This is a genomic window from Pseudomonas sp. m6p, assembly GCF_055760375.1.
Genome location: NZ_CM147084.1, coordinates 5,161,894 through 5,185,350, shown reverse-complemented (window position 1 = coordinate 5,185,350; position 23,457 = coordinate 5,161,894). Strand labels below are relative to the sequence as shown.

Here is a 23,457-nt window from a genome sequence, read left to right as displayed (position 1 = left end):
ACCCTATCCACTGAAGGTCTTGGCGGGCAAAAAACAAGCCGAGGATTATACCTGAGCTATGACCTCACGCGCCAGTTGAGGTCGGGTTTGATGCGGAAACATTGCGACTTAGTAGGTCGCGCAGTTGATTTTTCTCTTCGGCGCTCAGTTCGCTTTGACGCGCTTTCCTGAGCAACTGTTCCAGATTTCGCTCGCGTTGGCGGGCTGACAAGCTAGTAATGGTGTCGAAAAACTGTTGTTCAAGGTTTTCTCCGTCAATCAGCCACTCCTTTTCCGCCAGCGCCTTGAGCAAGCGACCCTGTTCAGTGCCATGCCATCGCGCGATCAACTGAAATGAGTTTAGCTTGGGATTCTTCTGTACGGCTTCAAGCAGCGCCACGAGCAACTGGGCATTGGTCTGATTTTCGTCCGCAATGTGCCCGGCGTCTTCGACACGTTCGGCCAGTTGCGGGTGGTGCAGCAACGTACGCAGGGCGGTCAGCGTCGGGGACTCGACGCCAATCGGCGTGCGCGGGCGCTGTTGATCGCGATCGCCGCCACGCTTGCCGTTCTTGTCCCAGGGTTTCTTGTCCCATTTCTTGCCGCCGGCGCCGGGTTTCTTTGGCGTCCACTCCTGCTGCGGCACATACATGTCCTGTGTCTGCGGCTGATGGTAGTCGCTGTAGTCCGGCATTGCGTCGTAATCAATGCCCGGATCGTAGGCCGGAGGAGCTTCCTGCGGCGCACTTTGCGCGAGCTGGCTGACCGTTTCGCTGCTCAGGCCGGTGATTTCGGTCAGGCGCTGGCGCATCAGAATACGCAGGTTGGCGCCCGGCACTTTGTCGATCAGCGGCGCGGCGAGGGTGGCCATGTGGGCCTTGCCTTCGAGCGAGCGCGGATCGGCTTCCTCGGTCAGTTGCTGGAAGAAATAATCTGCCAGCGGCTGGGCATGCTGATTGATGCGGGCCTTGAAGGCGTCAGTGCCTTCGGCGCGAACCAGCGTATCCGGATCTTCGCCTTCGGGCAGGAACAGGAAGCGCGCACGGCGCCCGTCCTGCAGGCACGGCAGTGTCGCCTCCAGTGCGCGCCATGCAGCATTGCGGCCGGCCTGGTCGCCATCGAAGCAGAACAGAACGTTGGGCACGACGCGAAACAGGCGCTTGAGGTGCTCTTCGCTGGTCGCTGTGCCCAAGGTTGCGACGGCATTGCGCAAGCCTTGCTGGGCGAGGGCGATGACGTCCATGTAACCCTCGACGACGATGATTTCGTCGAGGTTGCGGTTGTTCTTGCGTGCTTCATAGAGGCCGTAGAGTTCCTGGCCTTTATGGAAGACCGGGGTTTCCGGCGAGTTCAGGTATTTCGGCTTGTCGTCACCCAGTACCCGGCCACCGAAAGCGATGATCCGGCCACGGGTATCGCGGATCGGGAACATCACGCGATCGCGGAAGCGGTCATAGCGCTTGCCGGTTTCGGCGTTCTCGATCAGCAGGCCGGCGTCGATCATGGCCTTCTGTTGCAAAGTGTCGCTGCTCAAGTGCTTGAACAGATTGTCCCAGCCCGGCGGCGCAAAGCCGAGACCGAAGTCCCGGGCGATCTCGCCGGTCAGGCCGCGGCCCTTGAGGTAATCCACCGCAGCCTTGCGCGCCGGATGGCTCTTGAGCGCCTGGCGGTAGAAGTCGGCGGCGGCGCTGAGCAGCGGATACAGCGGCGAGTCGGTTGGCTGTCGCGGTTTGTGCGGACGGCCGCTTTCTTCGCGGGGGACTTCCATGCCGGCGGCTTTGGCCAGGTCCTCGACGGCCTGGGGGAAATCCAGGTTGTCGTGGTCCATGAGAAAGCCGAGGGCGTTGCCGCCGGCGCCGCAGCCGAAGCAGTAATAGAACTGCTTGTCGGGGCTGACGCTGAACGACGGGGTTTTCTCTTTATGGAACGGGCAGCAGGCGGTGTAGTTCTTGCCGGCCTTTTTCAGTTGCACGCGCGAGCTGACCACGTCGACGATGTCGGTGCGGTTCAGGAGGTCGTCAATAAAGCTCTGGGGAATCAGCCCGGCCATGGCGTTCTCGTATGCGCTGTAATGAGTCCGATGCGAAGGGCGGCCGGGCACAGGTCTTGAGTGAAGCGCACAAAGTGGGCGGTTCGACCGGTCGGTGCATATTCGCTGTCGGGAAGTGTATCTGCCGATAATCCACTGACGTTAGTACCCATCAGTCGTCGACTATTTGAAAGTGTTGCGCTGAATCCGCTGGCGGCCGATAAATGGCCTCGGATAGCTCAATAAAGCGGGCACGCATGGCGGTGCCTTGGGCTGATCGTCGTAAGAGGAATCAGTGGGTGTGCTCGTCAGTAGCCTTGAAAGACTCGTCAGAAAAGACGTGCACCGCTGGCAAAAGAGCCAGGTCTGACGCGTGAAGCAGATTTGTCTCGGTCGCGTGTGCGGCTTCGACGGTGAAGCATCAAGCGTTTTACGCAAATGCCATTAGCCCGGCTGAAGGCCGGGCTTAGGCAAGAAGCTTGCTACGAACGTCTGTGTATTAGTACAGACGAACGGCGCGGCGCTGTTCGCGCTGAACTTTCTTGGCGTGACGCTTAACAGCGGCTGCTGCTTTGCGCTTACGCTCAGAAGTTGGCTTCTCGTAAAATTCGCGGCTACGAACTTCAGCCAGTACACCGGCTTTTTCGCAGGAGCGCTTGAAACGACGCAGAGCTACGTCGAAGGGTTCGTTCTCTTTAACTTTGACGGCTGGCATCCAGAGCTACCTTCATTCATTACCGGGGTCAACATCCTCGCGGCAAAAGAGCACTTGAAGACGTCGGTTTTTAAGGGTTGCGGATGTTAACCCCTCATCGCTCGGAATGCAAAGCCTCTGATCGAAAACCGCTAGTCGGGGCATCGCGTGGCGACTATTATGCGCGCCTTCGAATTCAGCCTAAACAAGGCGCAAACCCATGCTAGTACTGGGATTAGAAACCTCCTGCGACGAAACCGGCGTCGCGCTATACGACAGTGAACGCGGCCTGCTGGCCGACGCGCTGTTCAGCCAGATCGACCTGCACCGCGTCTATGGCGGCGTGGTGCCGGAGCTGGCCTCGCGTGACCACGTCAAACGCATGCTGCCCTTGATTCGTCAGGTGTTGGCCGAGGCCGACTGCGTGCCGACCGAGATCGATGCGATCGCCTACACCGCGGGCCCGGGCCTGGTCGGGGCGCTGCTGGTCGGTGCCTCGTGCGCTCAGGCGCTGGCGTTTGCCTGGGGTATTCCGGCACTCGGTGTGCACCACATGGAAGGCCACTTGCTAGCGCCGATGCTGGAGCCAAAACCGCCGGAATTCCCGTTCGTCGCTTTGTTGGTGTCCGGTGGGCACACGCAACTGGTTCAGGTCGATGGAATTGGCCAATACAGCCTGCTCGGCGAGACCCTCGACGATGCCGCCGGTGAAGCGTTCGACAAAACCGCGAAAATGATGGGCCTCAATTATCCGGGCGGGCCGGAAATCGCCAAGCTGGCCGAGAAGGGCGTTGCGGGACGTTTCACCTTCCCGCGTCCGATGTGTGATCGCCCGGGCCTGGATTTCAGCTTCAGCGGCTTGAAGACCTTTGCCCTCAACACCTGGCAGCAATGCGTCAGCGCCGGGGACGACAGCGAGCAAGCCCGTTGCGACATTGCGCTGGCGTTCCAGCAGGCCGTGGTGGAGACTTTGACCATCAAATGCAAGCGCGCCCTGAAACACGCAGGCATGAAACGTCTGGTGATCGCTGGCGGCGTCAGTGCCAACAAGGCGTTGCGCGCTTCGCTGGAAAAGATGCTCGGCGATATGAAGGGCGATGTGTTTTACGCCCGTCCCGAGTTCTGCACCGACAATGGCGCGATGATCGCGTTTGCCGGTTGTCAGCGTTTGCAGGCCGGTCAGCAGGAAAGTCTGGCGATCAGCGTGCAGGCGCGCTGGCCGATGGAGCAGTTGTCGGCGCTGTAATGTGCGGCGCTCATGGGCGGTATTTAAAAATGCCGTTCGCGCCCGGCAAACAGGTCGCGTAGATTGCCGCGGTGGCGCCAGACGATCAGAAGCGTCAGCGCGCTCATCGGCAGCAGCGCCTCCGGCTCTTGCCAGGCAAGTAAGGGCAAGGTCAGGGGCGTGGCGATCAGCGCCGCCAGCGAGCTGGTACGGGTCAGGTAGAACGTCAGCAGCCAGGCGCACACCGCCAGCAGCGCGGCGGGTGGATACAGGCCCAGCAGCATGCCGGCAGCCGTGGCGACGCCTTTGCCGCCGCGAAAACGGAAATACAGCGGGAACAGGTGACCGATCACGGCGCACACGCCGATCCAGGCCTGATCCTGCAGCGAAAGGCCAGCGGCTGCTGCGATCAGCACCGGCAGCAGGCCTTTGCACAGATCACCGAGCAAGGTCAGGATCGCCAGTTTGCGACCGGCCAGGCGCAGCATGTTGGTGGCGCCAGCATTACCCGAGCCACTCATTCGCGGGTCCGGATTTCCGGTCAGGCGGCTGAGCAAAATGGCGAAGGACAGAGAGCCGAGCAGGTAGGCGAGAGTCGCCAGTAACCAAAACATGCTAACTATTCCGGGCGAGGACGCCCTGATTCTAACGGCGCATTGCGCCCTTGTCGTGCAGCGGAGAGAAGTGCTTGGACAGAGTGTTTATCGAGGGCCTGGAAGTCGACACCGTGATCGGTGCCTATGACTGGGAGCGCGGCATCCGTCAGTGCTTGCGTCTTGATCTGAGCTTCGCCTGGGACAATCGCCCGGCCGCCGCCGGTGACGACCTGACCCTGGCGCTCGATTACGCCAGCGTTTCCACGCGCATCCAGGCCTTTGCCGAACAAGCGCAATATCAATTGGTCGAGACCTTTGCCGAGCGTCTGGTCGAAGTGCTGATGACCGAGTTCAAGATTACCTGGGTTCGCCTGAAACTGACCAAGCCGGGCGCCGTGCCGGCCGCCAAGGGTGGCGTGGGTGTGGAGATCGAGCGCGGATGTCGCTGACTCAGGTGTACCTCGGGCTCGGTAGCAATATCGAGCGCGAAACCCATTTGCGCGCCGGGCTCGACGCTTTGGCGACATTTCTGGTGGATATCCGCTGTTCGGCGGTGTTCGAGAGCCAGCCAGTGGGAATCAAGAGCGGGCCGTTCTTCAATTTCGTAGTCTCGGCATTGACCGATCTGCCGTTGATGGAACTGGATCGACGCCTGAAATTCATCGAGGCCGATAATGGTCGCTATGCGCCGGATCGCAAGGGGCTGCCGCTGGATATCGACGTGCTGTTATACGGCGATCTGACCGGTAACTTCGACGGCTTGATCCTGCCGCGTGCCGAAATTCTGAAAAACGCCTTTGTGCTGTGGCCGCTGTCGCTGATTGCGCCGGACCGGGTGCATCCGGGTGTGGGAAAAAACTTCGCGACGTTGTGGGCCGAGGCGCAGATTGATCAGGTGTTGGCACCGGTGGGATTTGAATGGCGGGGCGAGCAATTGACCCCGCCGAGTCTTTAAAAGCAAAAGATCGCAGCCTGCGGCAACTCCTACACAGGGATTCGCGTTTCCATGTAGGAGCTGCCGCAGGCTGCGATCTTTTGATCTTGTTTCAAGCGTTCTCTTTGTACGCCTTCAACGCCTTGAGCCGCTCACGCTTGAGCGCTTCCCCAAGCTCCGGCCCTTTAAAACCCTTCTCCAGCAGCGGCTGCACCGCCACCCCGCGTGCCACATTGGCTGCTCCACGCAGATAATCGGCCTGTGGATAACTGCGCTGTTCCAGCCCCTTGCGTCCGCGCGCATCCATCTCGCACGCGACGATGAACTCCTCGAAACGCTGCGGGCGACGATACACGTCAAAGCTCTGCAAAAGCTCCAGCAAGGTCGATGCCTTCAGCTCCAGGGCGCGGTGGCCGTGGGTGTGGTACTGGCCGACCAGCAACGCCAGTTCCTGACAGTCCTTTGGCGCCTTGAAGCGTTCGTTGACCGCTTTGATCAGTTTCAACCCCGTGTGTTCATGGGCGATGTGCCGAGGCCACGCTTCTTCAGGAGTCAGGCCTTTGCCAAGATCGTGCAGCAGACAGGCCCAGCGTACGGTGAGCGGTTGTTTGTGCAGCGCCGATTGTTCCAGCACGCTGAGTGTGTGGAGCCCGGTATCGATTTCCGGGTGATGCGCTTCCGGTTGCGGCACGCCAAACAGCGCGTCAACTTCCGGCATCAGTACTTTCAGCGCGCCGCAGTCGCGAAGCACCTGAATGAATACCTGTGGCTGATCCTCCATAAGCGCGCGGGAGATTTCTTTCCAGCTGCGCTCGGCGGTCAACGCTTCCAGCTCGCCGGATTCGCTGAGCTGACGCATCAATTCCAGCGTTTCTGAGGCAACGGTGAAACCCAGTCCGGCATAACGCGCGGCAAAGCGCGCAACGCGCAGTACCCGGAGCGGATCTTCGGCAAATGCGGGGGAAACGTGACGCAGAATGCGCGCTTCGAGATCGCGCTGGCCATGGTACGGATCCGTCAGGTTCTGCTGATCATCCTCGGCCATTGCATTGATGGTCAGGTCGCGGCGGATCAGGTCCTCTTCAAGGGGGACTTCGGGGCTGGCGTGAAAGGTGAAGCCGCCATAACCGCGACCGCTTTTGCGTTCGGTGCGGGCGAGAGCGTATTCCTCGCCGGTTTGCGGGTGAAGGAATACCGGAAAATCCGCGCCAACCGGGCGATAACCCTTGGCGAGCATCTCGTCCGCCGTGGCGCCGACCACTACCCAATCAATATCGGTCACCGGTAACCCGAGCAAGCGATCGCGTACCGCACCGCCAACCTTGAAAATCTGCATAAAAAACCTCCGTTAGCCCGACAGGATAAACCTTGTGCCGGACTTTCGGAGGTCAGAACCGCAACTAGAGATGAATCACGGCCAGGTCGAGCCGGCCGTAATCACCCTCGCTGTGTTCACTGCGGGGCGGCACGTGATGGGTTTTCATGATCTGGTCGCCCTGCAGGGTTTCCAGATGAATGTCGAAGCCCCACAGCCGGTGCAGATGCTTGAGTACCTCATCGGTGGAGTCGCCCAGCGGTTTACGGTCGTGTTGCTGGTGACGCAAGGTCAGCGAGCGGTCGCCGCGTCGGTCGATGCTGTAGATCTGCACGTTCGGCTCACGGTTGCCGAGGTTGTACTGCGCAGCCAGGGTTTCACGGATGATCCGGTAACCGGTTTCGTCGTGGATCGCCGGCACCAGCAAATCGTCCTTCTGGTCGTCATCGAGGATGCTGAACAGCTTGAGGTCGCGGATGACCTTGGGTGACAAGTACTGCAGGATGAAGCTTTCGTCCTTGAAGCTGCTCATGGCGAACTTGATGGTCGAGAGCCAGTCGGAACCGGCAATGTCCGGGAACCAGCGCCGGTCTTCCTCGGTAGGGTTTTCGCACATGCGGCGAATGTCGCGATACATCGCAAAGCCCAGTGCGTAGGGGTTGATTCCGCTGTAATACGGGCTGTCGAAACCTGGCTGGAACACCACGCTGGTGTGCGAGGTAAGGAATTCCATCATGAAGCCGTCGGTTACCAGGCCTTCGTCATACAGATCGTTCATCAGCGTGTAGTGCCAGAACGTGGCCCAGCCTTCGTTCATCACCTGCGTCTGACGCTGTGGATAAAAATACTGGGCGATCTTGCGCACGATGCGCACGATCTCCCGTTGCCACGGCTCCAGCAACGGCGCGTGCTTCTCGATGAAATACAGGATGTTTTCCTGCGGCTCGGCCGGGAAGCGGGCGTTGTCCTTGTCGCTGTATTTGTCTGCGCCTTTGGGAATGGTGCGCCACAGATCGTTGATCTGCTTCTGCAGGTGCTCTTCGCGGTCCTTCTGCCGCCGACGTTCCTCTTCAGCAGAAATCGGATAAGGACGTTTGTAGCGGTCGACGCCATAGTTCATCAGCGCATGGCAGGAGTCGAGCAGGTCCTCCACCGCATCGATACCGTGGCGCTCCTCGCACTGCATGATGTACTGCTTGGCGAACACCAGGTAATCGATGATCGAGCTGGCGTCGGTCCAGGTGCGGAACAGATAGTTGCCCTTGAAGAAGCTGTTGTGGCCATAGCACGCGTGCGCCACAACCAGGGCCTGCATGCAGATGGTGTTTTCCTCCATCAGATAGGCGATGCACGGGTCGGAATTGATCACGATCTCGTAAGCCAGACCCATTTGCCCGCGGCTGTAGGATTTCTCGGTGCTGAGGAAGTGTTTGCCGTAGGACCAGTGGTGATAGCCCAGTGGCATGCCAACCGAGGCATAGGCGTCCATCATCTGCTCGGCGGTGATCACTTCGATCTGGTTGGGGTAAGTATCCAGAGCATACCGGGCCGCAATCCGGGCGATCTCGCGGTCGTAGGCCTGAATCAGCTCGAACGTCCATTCGGAGCCGGTGGAAATGGGTTGGCGCTTCTGCTCTTTGGCGGTCATGTCACTAACCTGCGCTGGAAGAGTTCACGGAAGACCGGATAAATATCCCCGGCCGAGACCAGCTGCTGCTGGGCAAACGTGTCGGAAAAGGCTTCGGCGATGCGTTCGTATTCGTACCAGAGGGCCTGGTGTTCGCGTGGGGTGATCTCCACATAAGTGTAGTACTGCACAAACGGCATGATCTGGTTGATCAGGATGTCGCGGCAGATCGGTGAGTCGTCGTTCCAGTTGTCGCCGTCGGAAGCCTGCGCTGCGTAGATGTTCCACTCGTTGCTCGGATAACGCTCGGCCATGATCTCCTGCATCAGTTTCAGGGCGCTGGAGACGATGGTGCCGCCGGTTTCCCGCGAGTAAAAGAACTCTTCCTCGTCCACTTCCCGGGCGCTGGTGTGGTGGCGAATGAACACCACGTCGATCTTGTCGTAGTTACGTTTGAGGAACAGGTACAGCAGGATGAAAAAGCGTTTGGCGATGTCCTTGGTGGCCTGGGTCATCGAACCGGAAACGTCCATCAGGCAGAACATCACCGCTTTGGAGCTGGGGTTGGGCTGCTTGACCAGCAGATTGTATTTGAGGTCGAACGTATCGAGAAACGGCACACGGTGGATGCGCGCACTGAGTTTCTCTATTTCGGCTTCGAGTTCCTGAATATCGCCGAAGTTGTCCGGCTCTTCGCGCTTTAATCGCGCCAGTTCCTCTTTGGCCTCGCGCAGCTTGGCGCGGCTGCTGCCGGACAGCGCAATGCGCCGGGCGTGGGCCGAACGCAGGGTGCGGATGATGTTGATCCGCGACGGGTTGCCCTCGTTGCTGATCCCGGCGCGCACGGTCTTGAACGTGTCAGTCCCGCTGAGATTGCGTTTCACCAGATTCGGCAGTTCGAGGTCTTCGAACATGAATTCGAGGAATTCTTCCTGAGTGATCTGGAAAACGAATTCGTCCATGCCCTCGCCGGAATTGCCAGCCTTGCCGGGACCGCGTCCGCCGCCACCTCCCGGTGGCCGGGCGATGTGTTCGCCGGCAGTGAATTCCTTGTTGCCGGGGTGAACCACGGTCTGTTTGCCGCCGCGACCGTGGTGAAGCACCGGTTCGTCGATGTCGCGACCGGGAATGCTGATCTGCTCACCGTGTTCCATGTCAGTGATGGAACGCCGGCTGACCGCCTCTTCGACAGCCTTCTTGATGTGATCACGGTAACGCCGCAGGAAGCGCTGGCGGTTCACCGTGCTCTTGTTCTTGCCATTGAGACGTCGGTCGATCACATAACTCATGACTGCTCCTTAGAAGCTGTCCTGCAAAGGCGGGAGCGGTCATGCAGCATTGAGCCGAATGCCAAGGGACGTACACGCTCCCCCAAGCGCTCTGGATGCTGCCTATACCTCGCTACCGACTTGCGAACACCTTCCAGAGGCCTGTGTAGCAGAAAATGCGGGCACAGGCCTCGGGCTGACGACAACCGGTCTGACCGGCCGCGGTTTACTGTGACTTTCTGACCCGCAGGTACCACTCGGACAGCAGTCGTACCTGTTTGTCGGTGTAGCCGCGTTCGACCATTCGAGTAACGAAGTCGTTGTGTTTCTGTTGATCCTCTTTGCTGGCCTTGGCATTGAAGCTGATGACTGGCAGCAGGTCTTCGGTGTTGGAGAACATTTTCTTCTCGATGACCACCCGCAGTTTTTCGTAGCTGAGCCAGGTCGGGTTTTTGCCGTTGTTGTTGGCTCGGGCGCGCAACACGAAGTTGACGATCTCGTTGCGGAAATCCTTCGGATTGCTGATGCCGGCCGGTTTCTCGATTTTCTCCAGTTCTTCGTTCAGGGCGACGCGGTTGAGAATCTCGCCGGTTTCCGGATCGCGGTATTCCTGATCCTGAATCCAGAAGTCCGCATACAGCACGTAGCGGTCGAAGATGTTTTGCCCGTACTCGCTGTAAGACTCCAGGTAAGCGGTCTGGATCTCCTTGCCGATGAATTCGATATAACGCGGCGCCAGGTACTCCTTGAGGTAGCGCAGGTAGCGTTCGCGGGTTTCAGCCTGGAACTGTTCCTGTTCGATCTGCTGCTCCAGCACATACAACAGGTGCACCGGGTTGGCGGCGATTTCATGCGGATCGAAGTTGAACACTTTGGACAGGATCTTGAAGGCAAAGCGGGTCGACAGACCGTTCATGCCTTCGTCGACGCCCGCCGAATCGCGGTATTCCTGGATCGACTTGGCCTTCGGATCGGTGTCCTTGAGGTTTTCCCCGTCGTAGACGCGCATCTTCGAATAGATGTTGGAGTTTTCCGGCTCCTTGAGGCGCGACAGCACAGTGAACTGCGCCAGCATCTTCAGGGTGTCCGGCGCGCAGTGAGCCTTGGCCAGCGAACTGTTGAACAGCAACTTGTCGTAGATCTTCACTTCGTCACTGACCCGCAGGCAGTACGGCACTTTGACGATATAGATCCGGTCGATGAAGGCTTCGTTGTTCTTGTTGTTGCGGAAGGTGTGCCATTCCGATTCGTTGGAGTGGGCGAGCAGGATCCCGGTGAACGGAATCGCACCGAGGCCTTCGGTACTGTTGTAGTTGCCTTCCTGGGTGGCGGTCAGCAATGGGTGCAGCACCTTGATCGGTGCCTTGAACATTTCGACGAATTCCATCAGGCCCTGGTTGGCCCGGCACAGCGCGCCGGAGTAGCTGTAGGCGTCGGCGTCGTTCTGTGGGTATTCCTCGAGTTTGCGGATGTCGACCTTGCCCACCAGCGCGGAGATGTCCTGGTTGTTCTCGTCGCCCGGTTCGGTCTTGGCCACGGCGATCTGATTGAGGATCGACGGGTACAGCTTGACCACGCGGAACTGGCTGATGTCGCCGCCAAATTCAGCCAGGCGTTTGGTCGCCCATGGCGACATGATGGTGTTCAGGTAGCGCCGTGGGATGCCGAAGTCTTCCTCGAGGATCGCGCCATCTTCGGTGGCGTTGAACAGACCCAGAGGCGATTCGAATACCGGCGAGCCCTTGATCGCGTAGAAGGGCACTTTTTCCATCAGCTGTTTCAGCTTCTCGGCCAGGGACGATTTACCGCCACCGACGGGGCCGAGCAGGTAGAGAATCTGTTTCTTCTCTTCCAGGCCTTGGGCGGCATGGCGGAAATACGAGACGATCTGGTCGATGCATTCTTCCATCCCGTGGAAGTCTTCAAAGGCCGGATAGCGACGAATCACCTTGTTGGAGAAGATCCGCGACAGCCGCGAGTTGGTCGACGTATCGAGCAGCTCGGGTTCGCCAATAGCCATCAGTAGACGCTCGGCGGCGGAAACGTAAGCGCTGCGATCCTTTTTGCACAGCTCCAGGTACTCCTGCAGCGAGAGTTCTTCCTGGCGTGTGGACTCGAAGCGTTGTTGGAAGTGGCTAAAGATACTCATGACGTCACCTCGCTCGATACGTGGAGCCGACGCCGGATCACTCAGTCGATGCTGGCAAGCAGCCGTGGTGGCCGCTTGTTTACCCCCCAGAACACTTTCGCGGTCGACAACCTTGAAAGTCACTCCCGATGACCCGTGCGCCGGTGTACCGGCTCTCCCCTGTTTTGGATGGCCTGCGCTTAAGGATAGTTGGGAATTCGAGAGGTAAAGGCGAGATACGTAATTAGTTGTGGCAGACCGTTCGTCTGTCACGCGCAGGCCCGCGTGAGCCGGGGCCTGCGCGTGACAAAAAAATTATTCGGCGCCGCCTTGCGCGGTTTCCGCAGGATAAGTCGTACGCCACAGCTCGAAGCCGCCGTCCATGCTGTAGACGTCGGAGAAGCCCTGGCTGATCAGGTAAGCCGCAGCGTTCTGGCTGGAGTTGCCGTGATAACAGACCACCACCAACGGTGCGTCGAGATCGGCGTTACGGATGAATTCCGAGATCGAGTGGTTATCCAGATGGGTCGAGCCGGCGATGTGCAGCGCGGCATAGGTTTGCGGGTCGCGGATGTCGACCACCACTGCGCCTTGTTCACGCAGGGCCTGGGCCTGTTCCGGGGGGATTCGTTTGAATTCGCTCATGGCGGGTTCCTGTAGCTCGGCAGAATGCGCAGTCTAACGCGGGACGCTGACTGGCGACGTTTCGGGGATAAGTGGGGCGACGGTCGGGGCAAGCCCGCCGTGCTCATCGCATTTGCACGACACGCGCTCGCCGCTGTCGACGTTCATCAGGGTCAGGCTGCCGCCCCAGACACAACCGGTGTCCAGTGCCGAGACGCCCGGTTCGCGGACATCGCCTTCCAGTGCGGCCCAGTGGCCGAAAATGATCCGCAGGCCACGGGTTTTACGCTCCTTGTGCTGGAACCATGGCTTGTAGCCGGGCGGGGCAGTATCCAGGCCTTCCTTGCTTTTAAGATCGAGCTTGCCGTCGGCGGTGCAGAAGCGCATGCGGGTGAAATAGTTGGTGATCACGCGCAAACGGGTCACGCCGGTGAGATCACTGTCCCACTTCGCCGGCTCGTTGCCGTACATGCCATCGAGGTACAACGGAAACAGGTTGTCGTCACGCAGCGCGGCTTCGGCTTCGGCGGCGTACTTCAAGGCCTTGCGCAACGACCACTGCGGGGGGATGCCCGCGTGCACCATGGCGACTTCGCGTTGTTCGTCGTAGTGCATGAGTTTCTGTTGGCGCAGCCATTCGAGCAGGTCAGCCGCATCGGGGGCTTCGAGAATCTCGCGCAGGGTGTCGGATTTCTTCAGGCGCTCGATATTGTTGGCGGCGGCGAGCAGATGCAGATCGTGGTTGCCGAGTACGCAAACCAGTGAGTCGCGCATGCCGTAGAGAAACCGCAGGGTTTCCAGCGATTGAGGACCACGGTTGACCAGATCGCCGACCAGCCACAGCCGATCAAGCCCGGGGTCGAACGCGACTTGCTTGAGCAGGCATTTGAGCGGTGCAAGGCAGCCTTGCAGGTCGCCGACGGCGTACGTCGTCATCAGTGCAGGGCTCCAGGCACGGCGAGGCGGAAAGGCTTGATGATCGCGTCGAAATGCTTGCCATCGTCGGCGACCATTTCGTAGGTGCCCTGCATGGTGCCGACCTTGGTGGTCATCACTGTGCCGCTGCTGTAGGTGTGGCTTTTGCCGACCTCGATCAGCGGTTGCTGGCCGACAACGCCGGCGCCGCGAACCTCTTCGACATGCCCGTCACCGTCGGTAATCACCCAATGTCGTGACATCAGCTGGGCAGGGCGCTCGCCATTGTTCTGCACGGTGATGGTGTAGGCGAAGGCGAAGCGGTGGTGCTCGGGTTGCGATTGGTCTGCCAGGTAGCGGGTAACGACACTGACATCGACCTGATAACGAGGATCGGACATGCAAAAGGGCCTTAAGCAAAGCGGAACGCGAGGCGTAGCTGATGGGGAATCAGTCTAGGCAAGTATCGGGCAGTAAACCAGAGTGGCGTCCTGCCCGATAGCGTTCATCGCCGGTCAGTCGGCGGCGGGGGCGGCAGCAACCTGCTCGGCGAGCTTGTCGGCCAGGCGCACGAATGCGGCCAGGTCCAGTTGTTCGGGACGCAGGCTGCCATCGACGCCGGCGGCTTCGATCTCGGCGGCGGTCATCAATTGCTTGAGGGTGTTGCGCAGGGTCTTGCGACGCTGGTTGAAGGCTTCGCGAACGACGCGCTCCAGCAGGCGATGATCCTTGGCCGGGTGCGGCAGCACCGCGTGCGGCACCAGACGGACGATGGCCGAGTCGACCTTCGGCGGCGGATTGAACGCGCCCGGGCCGACGTTGAACAGGTGTTCCACGCGGCAGTGGTACTGAACCATGATCGACAGACGACCCCAGTCGCCGCCGCCCGGGCCTGCGGCCAGACGCTCGACCACTTCCTTCTGCAGCATGAAGTGCATGTCGCGAATGATGCCGGCGTTGTTCAGCAGATGGAAAATCAGCGGCGTGGAAATGTTGTAAGGCAGGTTGCCCACCACACGCAGACTGTTCGGCGCGGCGTTGAGGCTGTTGAAGTCGAACTTCAGCGCATCGCCCTGATGCAGGTTGAAGTTGCTCTTGCCGGCGAACTGCTGGTTGAGAATCGGGATCAGGTCCTTGTCCAGTTCCACCACGTCGAGTTGCGCGCCGGAGTTGAGGATGCCGGCGGTCAGTGCGCCCTGGCCCGGGCCGATTTCCAGCATGCGGTCGTCAGGCTTGGCGCTGATGGAGCGCAGGATGCGGTCGATGACGCCGGCATCGTGCAGGAAGTTCTGGCCAAAGCGTTTGCGCGCCTTGTGTTGGTATTGCTCGGTCATAAACGGGTCTCGGCCATCTGGTAGGCGGTTTCCAGGGCGACCTGCAGGCTGCCGGTGTCGATCTTGCCGCTGCCGGCCAGATCCAGGGCAGTGCCGTGGTCGACCGACGTGCGGATGATCGGCAGGCCGAGGGTCACGTTGACCGCCGCGCCGAAGCCTTTGTACTTCAGCACGGGCAGGCCCTGGTCGTGGTACATCGCCAGCACTGCGTCGCAGTGCTCCAGATATTTGGGGGTAAACAGAGTGTCGGCAGGCAGCGGGCCACGGAGGTCCATGCCCTCGCCGCGCAGGCGCTCCAATGTCGGTTCGATGATGTCGATTTCTTCATGGCCCAGGTGTCCGCCTTCACCGGCGTGCGGGTTGAGTCCGCAGACCAGAATGCGTGGCCGGGCGATGCCGAATTTGTCTTGCAGGTCGGCGTGCAGAATTCGCGTGACCCGCTCCAGCCGCTCCGGGGTGATTGCATCGGCAATCTCGCGCAGGGGCAGGTGAGTGGTCACCAGGGCCACGCGCAAACCGCGAGTAGCGAGCATCATCACCACTTGGGCGGTGTGGGTCAGGTCGGCCAGGAATTCCGTGTGTCCGGAGAACGGGATACCGGATTCGTTGATCACGCCCTTGTGTACCGGAGCGGTGATCATTCCGGCGAAGTCGCCGTTCAGGCAACCGTTGCCGGCACGGGTCAGGGTTTCGAGGACGAAGGCGGCGTTAGCCTTGTTCAGTTGTCCAGCGAACACGGGAGTGCTGAGTGGAGTGTCCCAGACATACAGGCTACCAGCGGGGGCTGGAACAGCCGGCCAGTTGTCAGGCGCAACCTCAAGCAAAGTGACGGCCAGCCCCAACTGCGCTGCCCGCTCGGTGAGCAGGTCGCGGCTGGTGATGGCAATCAGGGGATGTGGCTGGGCTTGCGAGGCGAGCAGCAGGCACAGGTCGGGACCGATGCCGGCTGGTTCGCCGGGTGTCAGCGCGAAACGCTTGGGTTTCACTGCGCTGCCTGGTCTGCACCAGGGAGTTTGATTTCTACGTAGGCTTCTTCACGAATCTGACGCAGCCAGTTTTGCAGCTCTTCATCGTATTTTTTGTTACGCAGAACATTCATTGCCTGTTGCTCGCGTGCCGATTCGGTGCTGTCGGTGGCGCGGCGGCCAAGGACTTCCAGCACGTGCCAGCCGTACTGGGTCTGGAACGGCTTGGACAGCTGACCCTGTGGGGTCTTGGCCATCACTTCGCGGAATTCCGGTACCAGTGCGTTCGGGTCAATCCAGTTCAGGTCGCCGCCGTTGAGCGCCGAGCCCGGGTCTTCGGAGTAGTTCTTCGCCAGTTCAGCGAAGTCTTCACCGGCGAGGATGCGCTCGTACAGCGATTGCACCAGGGCTTTGGTCTTGGCTTCGTCGCGGATCGGGCTTGGCTTGACCAGAATGTGGCGCACATGCACCTCATCACGCATCTGGGTTTCGCCACCCCGTTTGGCCAGCAGCTTGAGAATGATGAAACCACTCGGCGTGCGGGCAGGCTGAGTGATGTCGCCCACCGCCATGCTGCTCAACTCGCGGTCGAACGGCGGTGGCAGTTGCGCGGCTTTACGCCAGCCCATGTCGCCGCCTTCCAGCGCGTTGTCGCTGCCGGATTTGGCCACGGCCATCTGACCGAAGTCAGCGCCTTGCTTGAGTTGCTGGTAAACGTCCATCGCCTGACGGTAAGCGCTCTGAATCGCTTCAGAACTGGCGCTTTCCGGCGTCGGGATCAGGATGTTGGCCAGGTGCAGTTCTTCGGACAGTTGCATTTTGCCCAGGTCGGAAGCGAGGAAGTTCTTCACTTCCTGCTCGGAGACCTGAATGCGTTCTGCCACGCGGCGCTGACGCACACGGCTGATGATCATCTCGCGCTTGATCTGGTCACGGGCGTCGTCATAGGACAAACCGTCGTGAGCCAGGGCGGCGCGGAATTGATCCACGGTCATGTTGTTGCGCTGGGCGATGGTGCCGACTGCCTGGTTCAGCTCTTCGTCGGTAATGCGGATGCCGGAACGCTCGCCGATCTGCAGTTGCAGGTTTTCGACGATCAGGCGCTCGAGCACCTGCTGATCCAGCACGCCCGGAGGCGGCATGCCGCCGCCACGCTTGGCGATGGTCTGCTGAACTTCATGGACACGCTGGTCCAGCTGGCTCTGCATGACCACGTCGTTATCAACGATCGCAACCACTTTATCGATGGACTGTACTGCGGCGTTGGCCGCAGTACCCAGGAACAGCGCGCCCAGCAACAGCGGGCGCAGAGAATCAGAAAGCTTGGTCTTCACGTTGACGATAACCTTGGATGCCTTTGTCGAGGAAGCTCTCTACCTTGGCGCCAGTCAGGCCGCCGAGTCCCTTCAGAACAATTTGGAGGAAGACGCCGTGGTCGCCTTTTTCGTTTTGCGGAGCTTCCTGACTGAATTCGTCGTAGGAAACCCAGTAACGGTTGATCAGGCGCAGTTTCCAGCAGCAGTTGTCGTACTCGAAACCACCAAAGGCTTCCAGCGTACGGTTGCGGTTGTAGTCGTACTGCCAGCGGCTGATCGCGCTCCATTGTGGAACGATCGGCCAGATGACCGAGAAGTCATGCTGCTGGATCTTGTAGTAGTCCTTCACGTAGCCAGCCTGGCCCGGAGTGCCGTAGTCGCCACCCGTCTGCCATTTACCCGTGGTCTGGTCGTAACGGATCTGGTCGTTACGATAGCGATAACCGACGTTGACCACCTTGTTCGGGTTGTCTTCAGGCTGGTAGTGGAACATCGCGCTGCCGGAGCGTGGGCTGCGGCTGTCCGGGTCCCAGTTGTAATCGGCCGTGGTGCGCCAGTCGCGGTTCCAGCGGTATTCGTATTCCAGCGCGTATGGCGATACGTCGGACTGGGCATCCTTGCGATCCTTGAACACAATGCCTGGCAGTTGGACTTCACGATCCTTGAAGTAGTAAGCCTGACCGACGCTGATACGTTGACGCTCGAATCCATCGTCTTCGATCCAGCGGCTGGTTACACCCAGCGAAAGTTTGTTCTCGTCACCGACACGGTCGGAACCGGAGAAGCGGTTGTCGCGGAACAGCGACGCGTAGTTGAAGGTGTATTCGCTGGTGTCGAATACTGGAATGTCCTTCTGGTCTTTCTCAGGTACATAGAGGTAGAACAGGCGAGGTTCCAGCGTTTGGCGATAATTTTTGCCGAAGAACGACGTATTGCGGTCGAAGTACAAGCCACTGTCGATGCTCGCGATCGGTACACCGCGGTTCTGCGAACTGCTGAACGATTCGCCGAGAGCGGAGGCGTCGTTACGGTTTGTCACCAGATCATTTTTGCCCTGGCCATCAAGATCGAGATCGTACTGAGTGTATTGATACTTGAGCGATGGCTTCAGGAAACCATAGGTCCAGTTCATTGGCAGACTGACACCTGGCTTCAGGTTCAAGCGTGTGCCATTGGCGCGGGCCAACCCGGAAACGTTTGTGTCGAGTCGATCCGACAGATTGCCGTTTTCATCAGAGAACTGGCCCGTTTTCAGATCACGATCAAACCGCACAAGCTCGGTCTCGTAATCGAAGTTCAAACCTTCCGGGTGATACGGCAGCTGACCGTTGAAGGTGATCTGTGGCAGACGACCGTAAGGCGTGATGTTCGAAACGGTCGCGAGTTGGTACTGCTGAGCGTTCAACATGGCGGTATACGAGTCGCCACGATAGGTCACCGAACCCTGCTGGTTCACGAAGTCAGCGCTCTTCACACCGATCTGATCGGTGGTCAGGTCCTGGAAGTAGTACGGGTCGCTGATCTTGGTGTAGTCAACCTGAGTCATCACACGGGAGTCGAGACCGCCCTTGTGCTGCCAGTTGTACATGTAGCGATTTTTTTCGTAATCGGTCTGTTTGCTGCGATCGGTATCTTCGTCGTTCAGATACGCCGCACCGAACTGGCCTTCGCTGGACTTGGTCAGGTAACGGAACTCGCCTTCGACCAGCATGCCGCGCTTGCTCATGTAACGCGGGTACAACGTGGCGTCGTAGTTCGGTGCCAGGTTGAAGTAGTACGGGGTGACCAGCATGAAGCCGGTATCGCTGCCGGTGCCGATGGTCGGCGGCAGGAAACCCGATTGGCGACGGTCGTCGATCGGGAAGTAGATGTACGGCGTGTACAGGATCGGAATGTCCTTGACCCGCAGTGTCACGTTGGTCGCGGTACCGAAGCCGGTGGCAGGGTTCAGGGTGATGTTGTTGCCCTTGAGCTGCCAGGCGTTGCTGTTCGGTTCGCACGTGGTGTACGTGCCGTCCTTCAAGCGGATGATCGCGTTCTCGGCACGCTTGGCGTATAGCGCGTTACCGCGGATGCGCGATTTGTGCATCACGTATTCGGCGTTGTCGACCTTGGCTTCACCGGTGTCGAGCTGCACATCGGCGTGGTCGCCGACGATCAGTGCACCGTTGTCGCGAATGCGCACGTCGCCATTGAGTTCGGCACGGCTCTCGGCCTGATACAGGCTGGCCTCGTCGGACTCGACCTGCATGCTGCCCTGACGCAGGACCACGTCGCCGGCCAGCGTACCCACCTGATCTTCGGTGTTGTAGCGCGAGGCCTTGGCGCCGATAAAGGTCGGTGCGTCACTTTTATTCGTCTTGTCATTCATGCCAGGACGAATCGGTTCGATATAGGAACCAGAGCAGTAAGGACCGGTCTCGGCCAATTGGGCGGCGGTGAGCTTCTCGCGCGGAACCCAGTCGAGGTGACTGTAGTCTTCGCTACGGGATTTCAGGCCGCGGCCCTTGGCTTCGGTGACCAGCACAGGCTTGGCGCCGCTGTCGGCAGTCGAACCGTTCTGGGCCGGGGCTTCGCCGGTGGCGCTGACAGCGCTGCCGTCATGCACCGGACGCGGCGGCAATGCCGCTGCCGGCGTCTTGGGCGCACAGGCCCAGCCACCCGTTGCCGAGACGGCGCAGTCATACTGCTCGGCGGCAACAACGAATTGACTGGCCAGAGGTTGCATAGCCAGCAGACTGCCGGTTACCAACAACGGAAATTTTTTACGAAACGCGGGGGATTTCAATGCCATCTTATTAGTCCGGGCTTCCTGCGTGCCATCTGCCCGCGGTGTGGGCCGCACGCCTCTCGATGGTCTGAAAAAGATGCTGGATAATAAAGCATGACCCGCTTGACGGCTAGCGCCGTCGGAGACCCTTGCAATGCCTGACCAAGATGTACGCTTGCAACACCTGAAAGTTTGGCTCGATGAGCAGTTGGCAATCCTGTTTGCAGATCAGGGCTGGGGCGCCGTGCCCCCGGCCACGTTGACCGCGGCCAGCAGCGACGCGAGTTTCCGCCGGTATTTCCGTTGGGAAGGCGCGGGCCGCAGTTTCGTCGTGATGGACGCGCCACCGCCCCAGGAAAACTGCAAACCGTTCGTGGATATCGCCTTTTTGCTGGCGAAATCCGGAATTAACGTGCCGAAAATTTATGCAGAAGACCTCGAACGCGGATTTCTTTTGCTCAATGACCTGGGCAACAAGACCTATCTCGACGTAATCGACGGCGAAAATGCCGATGCTTTGTTCAGCGATGCCTTGCAGGCACTGTTGGCTTTTCAGCAACTGCCGATGGTTGCACCGCTGCCGAGCTACGACGTCGCGCTGCTGCGCCGTGAGCTGGAATTGTTCCCCGAGTGGTACGTGAAACGCGAGCTCGGCATCGAGTTCGACGCGGCACAGCAGCAACAATGGCAGTCCATCAGCGAACTGCTGATCGACAGCGCACTGGCCCAGCCGAAAGTCCTGGTGCACCGCGACTACATGCCGCGCAACCTGATGCTCAGCGAGCCGAATCCCGGCGTGCTGGACTTTCAGGATGCGGTCTACGGCCCGGTCACCTACGACATCACCTGCCTGTTCAAGGACGCCTTCCTCAGTTGGCCTGAAGAGCGCGTGCGTGGCTGGCTGGAAAGTTACTGGCAGCAAGCCTCGGCGCTGGACATCCCGGTGCAGGCCGACTTCGAAGACTTCCTGCGTGCCAGCGACCTGATGGGCGTACAACGCCACCTGAAAGTCATCGGCATCTTCGCCCGCATCTGCCATCGCGATGGCAAGCCGCGCTACCTGGCCGATGTGCCGCGTTTCTTCGCCTATATAGAAGCGGTGATTGCACGTCGTCCTGAACTGGCGGATCTGCAGGCATTGCTCGCCAGTCTGCGTGGCGGAGTGGCCGCATGAAGGCGATGATTCTGGCGGCAGGCAAGGGCGAGCGCATGCGCCCGCTGACCCTGAGCACCCCGAAACCGCTGGTGCGTGCCGGCGGCGTGCCATTGATCGAATACCATCTGCGCGCACTGGCGGCGGCTGGTTTCAGTGAAATCGTGATCAACCATGCCTGGCTCGGTCAGCAGATCGAGGATTACCTGGGCGACGGTTCGCAGTTTGGCGTGAGCATCCAGTACTCGCCGGAAGGCGAGCCGCTGGAAACCGGCGGCGGGATTTTCCGTGCTTTGCCGTTGCTCGGTGACGACGCCTTTTTGGTGGTCAACGGCGATATCTGGACCGACTACGACTTCAGCGTACTGCACCAACCGATCAACGGTCTGGCGCATCTGGTGCTGGCGGACAACCCGGCCCACCACCCGCAAGGCGATTTCACCTTGACCAACGGTCAGGTGATCGATGGCCAACCGAACGCGGCGACCCTGACCTACAGCGGCATCGCCGTCCTGCATCCGCAGTTGTTCGATGGTTGCGCGGACGGCGCATTCAAGCTTGCACCGTTGCTTCGCAAAGCCATGGCAGACGGGCAGGTCAGCGGTGAACGTCTGAAAGGGCATTGGGTGGATGTCGGCACGCATGAGCGTCTGGCCGAAGCCGAAGCATTGATAGAAGCGAGTCGTTGATATGTTGTGGCCAGGGACTCTGATTGGAGCCGGAGCGGGTTTTGCGATCGCCAGCATTCCGGGGGCCATGCTTGGGGCATTGTTGGGGCAGGCGCTGGATCGGCGCCTGCACTTGCAGAGCTGGGGGCATCTGCGGGAAAAGCTCGGCGGACGGCCGATGTTGCGCAACGACGAATTGTTGTTCGTGTTGCTCGGGCGTCTGGCCAAGAGTGACGGACGGGTGACGGACGGCCATATCCAGCAGGCGCGCAATGAAATGAACGCGCTGGAAATGAGCGAGCCGGCGCGGCGGCGGGCGATTGCGGCGTTCAATCGTGGTAAGTCCGGCGGTGATCGCCTGCGCGGTTATCTGCGGCGCCTGAGTGCTCAGCCGCATGCCGCCGAAGGCGTGTTGCGCGCCTGCTGGCGGATGGTCTGGGCCGACGGTCGCGCGGGCGTCAGTGAGCGTGAATTGTTGGCGCAGTGGGGCAAGTGGCTGGGTTGGACGACGCACCAGATCCAGGCGCTGGCCAATGATTACGAGCCGAATAAACGGCCGATTGTCAGTGCGGCGGTGAGTTATCAGGAAGCGATGCGCCTGCTCGGCGTGTCGGCGACCAGCGAGCCGGCACAGATCAAGCGCGCCTACCGACGTCTGCTCAGTCGTCATCACCCGGACAAGATCGCTGGCAGCGGTGCGACGCCTGAGCAGGTGCGCGATGCGACCGAGAAAACCCGTGAGCTGCACAACGCGTTTACCCTGATTCGGGCGCGGCGGGATTTTCGCTAGCGATCAAAAGAGCAAAAGATCGCAGCCTGCGGCAGCTCCTACAGGAAAGGCATTCCGAGGTAGGAGCTGCCGCAGGCTGCGATCTTTTGCTTTTGTTTCTATCAGTCAGTCTTTTGCGGGTTCAACCAGCCACGCACCCGCCGAAACAGCTGTTCCTGCTCAGCCTTTTTGTCCGGCAACGCCTTGAGCGCCACCTGGCTGAACGCCGAAGTCTTCAGGCGCTTGCTGGCCTGCATGCGCTCCAGTGCCGCGTTGCGATCCAGCGCCTTGTCCATGTAGAAAATATCCGCCGTCGGCAACTTCAGGGTCGGCGTCAGCTCGGCCAATTGTGGCTTGGCCTTGCTCGGCGTTTGCGCATCGACCATCAGTAGTTTCTCGACTTGAGCAGTCTGCCGCTCGCTGAGGAAGCGTGCGGCCCAGTAGGCACCTGTGCCGTGACCGAGGACCACGACCCGGCGTGCGCTTTGTTGCTCGGCGTAGGCAATGGCCGCGTCGATCCGCGCAAAGATTCGCTCGGCATCGGCCTTGGATTGTTCTTCAGTCGTTTCGGCCACGACCTGATCCGCCACGTCCGCTTCGCCGCCCGCGGCCTGTTCGATCGGTTGCGCGGTGGTGGCATCCTTGCTGCCACTTTCCGCGGCTTTCGGCGCGGCGGCGGGCGCAATCACGCGTGGAGCGATGACATCGCTTTGCAGATCCGGCAGGGTGATACTCAGGCTGCTCCACTCGACATCGGGCAATTTGTTGCGCAGCGGGCCGATCACTTGCGGCCAGTCAGCGGTTTCGCCGGCGCCAGGGACAATAATCACTGCACCTTTGGGTTCGGCAGTGTTGGCCGGTTTCCACAGGGCGAGGAAAGTGTCGGCGCCGGCCTGCAGTTGCTGCTGTTCTTGTGCCGGGACTTTGCGTTCGAGTGCTGCGGCTTCTTCCTGACTACGCTCAAGCAGTGGCTGGCGTTCGGCGGGTTTTTCGGCGGCCGGTTGCTCGACGGAGGAGGCGGGCGCCGGATCGGCGGCTTCGACGGAAAACGCACAAGGCAGGATCAGCGACAGGCACAATGCTGGCATTGCCAGGCGATAGACAGAGGGCATCGGTTATTCCAGGCCAGAAAAGTATCCCGGCAGCCT

Annotated in this window: 21 protein-coding genes; 6 read left to right on the top strand and 15 right to left on the bottom strand. The window is 60.0% G+C overall.

The genetic code is table 11. The annotated features are described in order from the left end of the window. Positions 1 to 64 precede the first annotated feature (64 nt). Positions 65 to 2,029, bottom strand: coding sequence for a DNA primase (dnaG, locus tag ACYZUM_RS23730; protein ID WP_108183989.1), 1,965 nt, complete (start codon positions 2,027 to 2,029; stop codon positions 65 to 67). Between the two features lie 478 nt (positions 2,030 to 2,507). Continuing rightward, positions 2,508 to 2,723 (bottom strand): 30S ribosomal protein S21, encoded by a 216-nt coding sequence (gene rpsU, locus ACYZUM_RS23725; RefSeq protein WP_002551877.1) that lies wholly within the window; start codon positions 2,721 to 2,723, stop codon positions 2,508 to 2,510. Between the two features lie 199 nt (positions 2,724 to 2,922). Between rpsU and tsaD the strand changes: the two genes are divergently transcribed. Next, complete coding sequence (tsaD, locus tag ACYZUM_RS23720) at positions 2,923 to 3,948, top strand: tRNA (adenosine(37)-N6)-threonylcarbamoyltransferase complex transferase subunit TsaD (protein WP_041070038.1); 1,026 nt, start codon at positions 2,923 to 2,925, stop codon at positions 3,946 to 3,948. A 23-nt stretch (positions 3,949 to 3,971) separates the two neighbouring features. On the opposite strand, the gene plsY is transcribed toward tsaD, so the two are convergent. Further along, entirely contained in the window at positions 3,972 to 4,541 is a 570-nt protein-coding gene (gene plsY / locus ACYZUM_RS23715) for a glycerol-3-phosphate 1-O-acyltransferase PlsY (RefSeq protein ID WP_041070041.1), read from the bottom strand. A gap of 74 nt (positions 4,542 to 4,615) precedes the next feature. Here plsY and folB point away from each other — a divergent pair, with 74 nt between their 5' ends. Both folB and folK read left to right on the top strand, forming a co-directional pair. After that, complete coding sequence (folB, locus tag ACYZUM_RS23710) at positions 4,616 to 4,972, top strand: dihydroneopterin aldolase (protein ID WP_041070044.1); 357 nt, start codon at positions 4,616 to 4,618, stop codon at positions 4,970 to 4,972. After that, positions 4,963 to 5,478 (top strand): 2-amino-4-hydroxy-6-hydroxymethyldihydropteridine diphosphokinase, encoded by a 516-nt coding sequence (folK, locus tag ACYZUM_RS23705; protein WP_108183988.1) that lies wholly within the window; start codon positions 4,963 to 4,965, stop codon positions 5,476 to 5,478. Before folB ends, folK begins: the two co-directional genes overlap by 10 nt. 91 nt (positions 5,479 to 5,569) lie before the next feature. On the opposite strand, the gene ACYZUM_RS23700 is transcribed toward folK, so the two are convergent. The 11 genes from ACYZUM_RS23700 to ACYZUM_RS23650 all read right to left on the bottom strand — a co-directional run bounded on the left by ACYZUM_RS23700 (position 5,570) and on the right by ACYZUM_RS23650 (position 19,743). Further along, on the bottom strand, positions 5,570 to 6,793 hold the full coding sequence (locus tag ACYZUM_RS23700; protein ID WP_108183987.1) for a multifunctional CCA addition/repair protein: 1,224 nt from the start codon (positions 6,791 to 6,793) through the stop codon (positions 5,570 to 5,572). Between the two features lie 64 nt (positions 6,794 to 6,857). Beyond that, positions 6,858 to 8,420: a SpoVR family protein gene (locus ACYZUM_RS23695; RefSeq protein WP_041070053.1), complete on the bottom strand. Its 1,563-nt coding sequence runs from the start codon at positions 8,418 to 8,420 to the stop codon at positions 6,858 to 6,860. Beyond that, positions 8,417 to 9,688: a YeaH/YhbH family protein gene (locus ACYZUM_RS23690; protein WP_041070055.1), complete on the bottom strand. Its 1,272-nt coding sequence runs from the start codon at positions 9,686 to 9,688 to the stop codon at positions 8,417 to 8,419. Before ACYZUM_RS23690 ends, ACYZUM_RS23695 begins: the two co-directional genes overlap by 4 nt. Positions 9,689 to 9,893: 205 nt before the next feature. Further along, positions 9,894 to 11,816 (bottom strand): PrkA family serine protein kinase, encoded by a 1,923-nt coding sequence (locus tag ACYZUM_RS23685; protein WP_003228848.1) that lies wholly within the window; start codon positions 11,814 to 11,816, stop codon positions 9,894 to 9,896. A 294-nt stretch (positions 11,817 to 12,110) separates the two neighbouring features. Next, positions 12,111 to 12,440, bottom strand: coding sequence for a thiosulfate sulfurtransferase GlpE (glpE, locus tag ACYZUM_RS23680; RefSeq protein WP_041070058.1), 330 nt, complete (start codon positions 12,438 to 12,440; stop codon positions 12,111 to 12,113). 33 nt (positions 12,441 to 12,473) lie between these two features. Then, positions 12,474 to 13,355 carry a symmetrical bis(5'-nucleosyl)-tetraphosphatase gene (locus tag ACYZUM_RS23675; RefSeq protein WP_108183986.1) on the bottom strand — a complete coding sequence of 294 codons (882 nt, stop codon included), beginning with the start codon at positions 13,353 to 13,355 and terminating at the stop codon, positions 12,474 to 12,476. Next, the gene (gene apaG / locus ACYZUM_RS23670; protein WP_108183985.1) at positions 13,355 to 13,735 is read right to left on the bottom strand and encodes a Co2+/Mg2+ efflux protein ApaG; all 381 of its coding nucleotides are present in this window, start codon (positions 13,733 to 13,735) and stop codon (positions 13,355 to 13,357) included. The genes ACYZUM_RS23675 and apaG overlap by 1 nt, the downstream gene beginning before the upstream one ends. A 114-nt stretch (positions 13,736 to 13,849) precedes the next feature. Further along, entirely contained in the window at positions 13,850 to 14,668 is an 819-nt protein-coding gene (gene rsmA, locus ACYZUM_RS23665) for a 16S rRNA (adenine(1518)-N(6)/adenine(1519)-N(6))-dimethyltransferase RsmA (RefSeq protein ID WP_108183984.1), read from the bottom strand. Then, a complete protein-coding gene (gene pdxA, locus ACYZUM_RS23660; protein WP_108183983.1) occupies positions 14,665 to 15,654 on the bottom strand; it encodes a 4-hydroxythreonine-4-phosphate dehydrogenase PdxA in 990 nt (329 codons plus the stop codon). Before pdxA ends, rsmA begins: the two co-directional genes overlap by 4 nt. Next, positions 15,651 to 16,967, bottom strand: a complete 1,317-nt coding sequence (surA, locus tag ACYZUM_RS23655) for a peptidylprolyl isomerase SurA (RefSeq protein WP_108183982.1) — start codon at positions 16,965 to 16,967, stop codon at positions 15,651 to 15,653. Before surA ends, pdxA begins: the two co-directional genes overlap by 4 nt. Next, positions 16,948 to 19,743: an LPS-assembly protein LptD gene (locus ACYZUM_RS23650; protein WP_108183981.1), complete on the bottom strand. Its 2,796-nt coding sequence runs from the start codon at positions 19,741 to 19,743 to the stop codon at positions 16,948 to 16,950. The genes surA and ACYZUM_RS23650 overlap by 20 nt, the downstream gene beginning before the upstream one ends. 130 nt (positions 19,744 to 19,873) lie before the next feature. Between ACYZUM_RS23650 and ACYZUM_RS23645 the strand changes: the two genes are divergently transcribed. From ACYZUM_RS23645 to ACYZUM_RS23635, 3 genes are read left to right on the top strand one after another with little or no spacing between them, the layout of a single operon-like run. Further along, positions 19,874 to 20,893 carry an aminoglycoside phosphotransferase family protein gene (locus ACYZUM_RS23645; RefSeq protein WP_108183980.1) on the top strand — a complete coding sequence of 340 codons (1,020 nt, stop codon included), beginning with the start codon at positions 19,874 to 19,876 and terminating at the stop codon, positions 20,891 to 20,893. Then, entirely contained in the window at positions 20,890 to 21,561 is a 672-nt protein-coding gene (gene murU, locus ACYZUM_RS23640) for an N-acetylmuramate alpha-1-phosphate uridylyltransferase MurU (RefSeq protein ID WP_108183979.1), read from the top strand. The genes ACYZUM_RS23645 and murU overlap by 4 nt, the downstream gene beginning before the upstream one ends. A gap of 1 nt (position 21,562) precedes the next feature. Then, on the top strand, positions 21,563 to 22,330 hold the full coding sequence (locus ACYZUM_RS23635) for a TerB family tellurite resistance protein (RefSeq protein ID WP_108183978.1): 768 nt from the start codon (positions 21,563 to 21,565) through the stop codon (positions 22,328 to 22,330). Positions 22,331 to 22,431: 101 nt separating this feature from the next. On the opposite strand, the gene ACYZUM_RS23630 is transcribed toward ACYZUM_RS23635, so the two are convergent. Then, positions 22,432 to 23,421 carry an alpha/beta hydrolase family protein gene (locus tag ACYZUM_RS23630; RefSeq protein ID WP_041070089.1) on the bottom strand — a complete coding sequence of 330 codons (990 nt, stop codon included), beginning with the start codon at positions 23,419 to 23,421 and terminating at the stop codon, positions 22,432 to 22,434. Positions 23,422 to 23,457 lie beyond the last annotated feature (36 nt).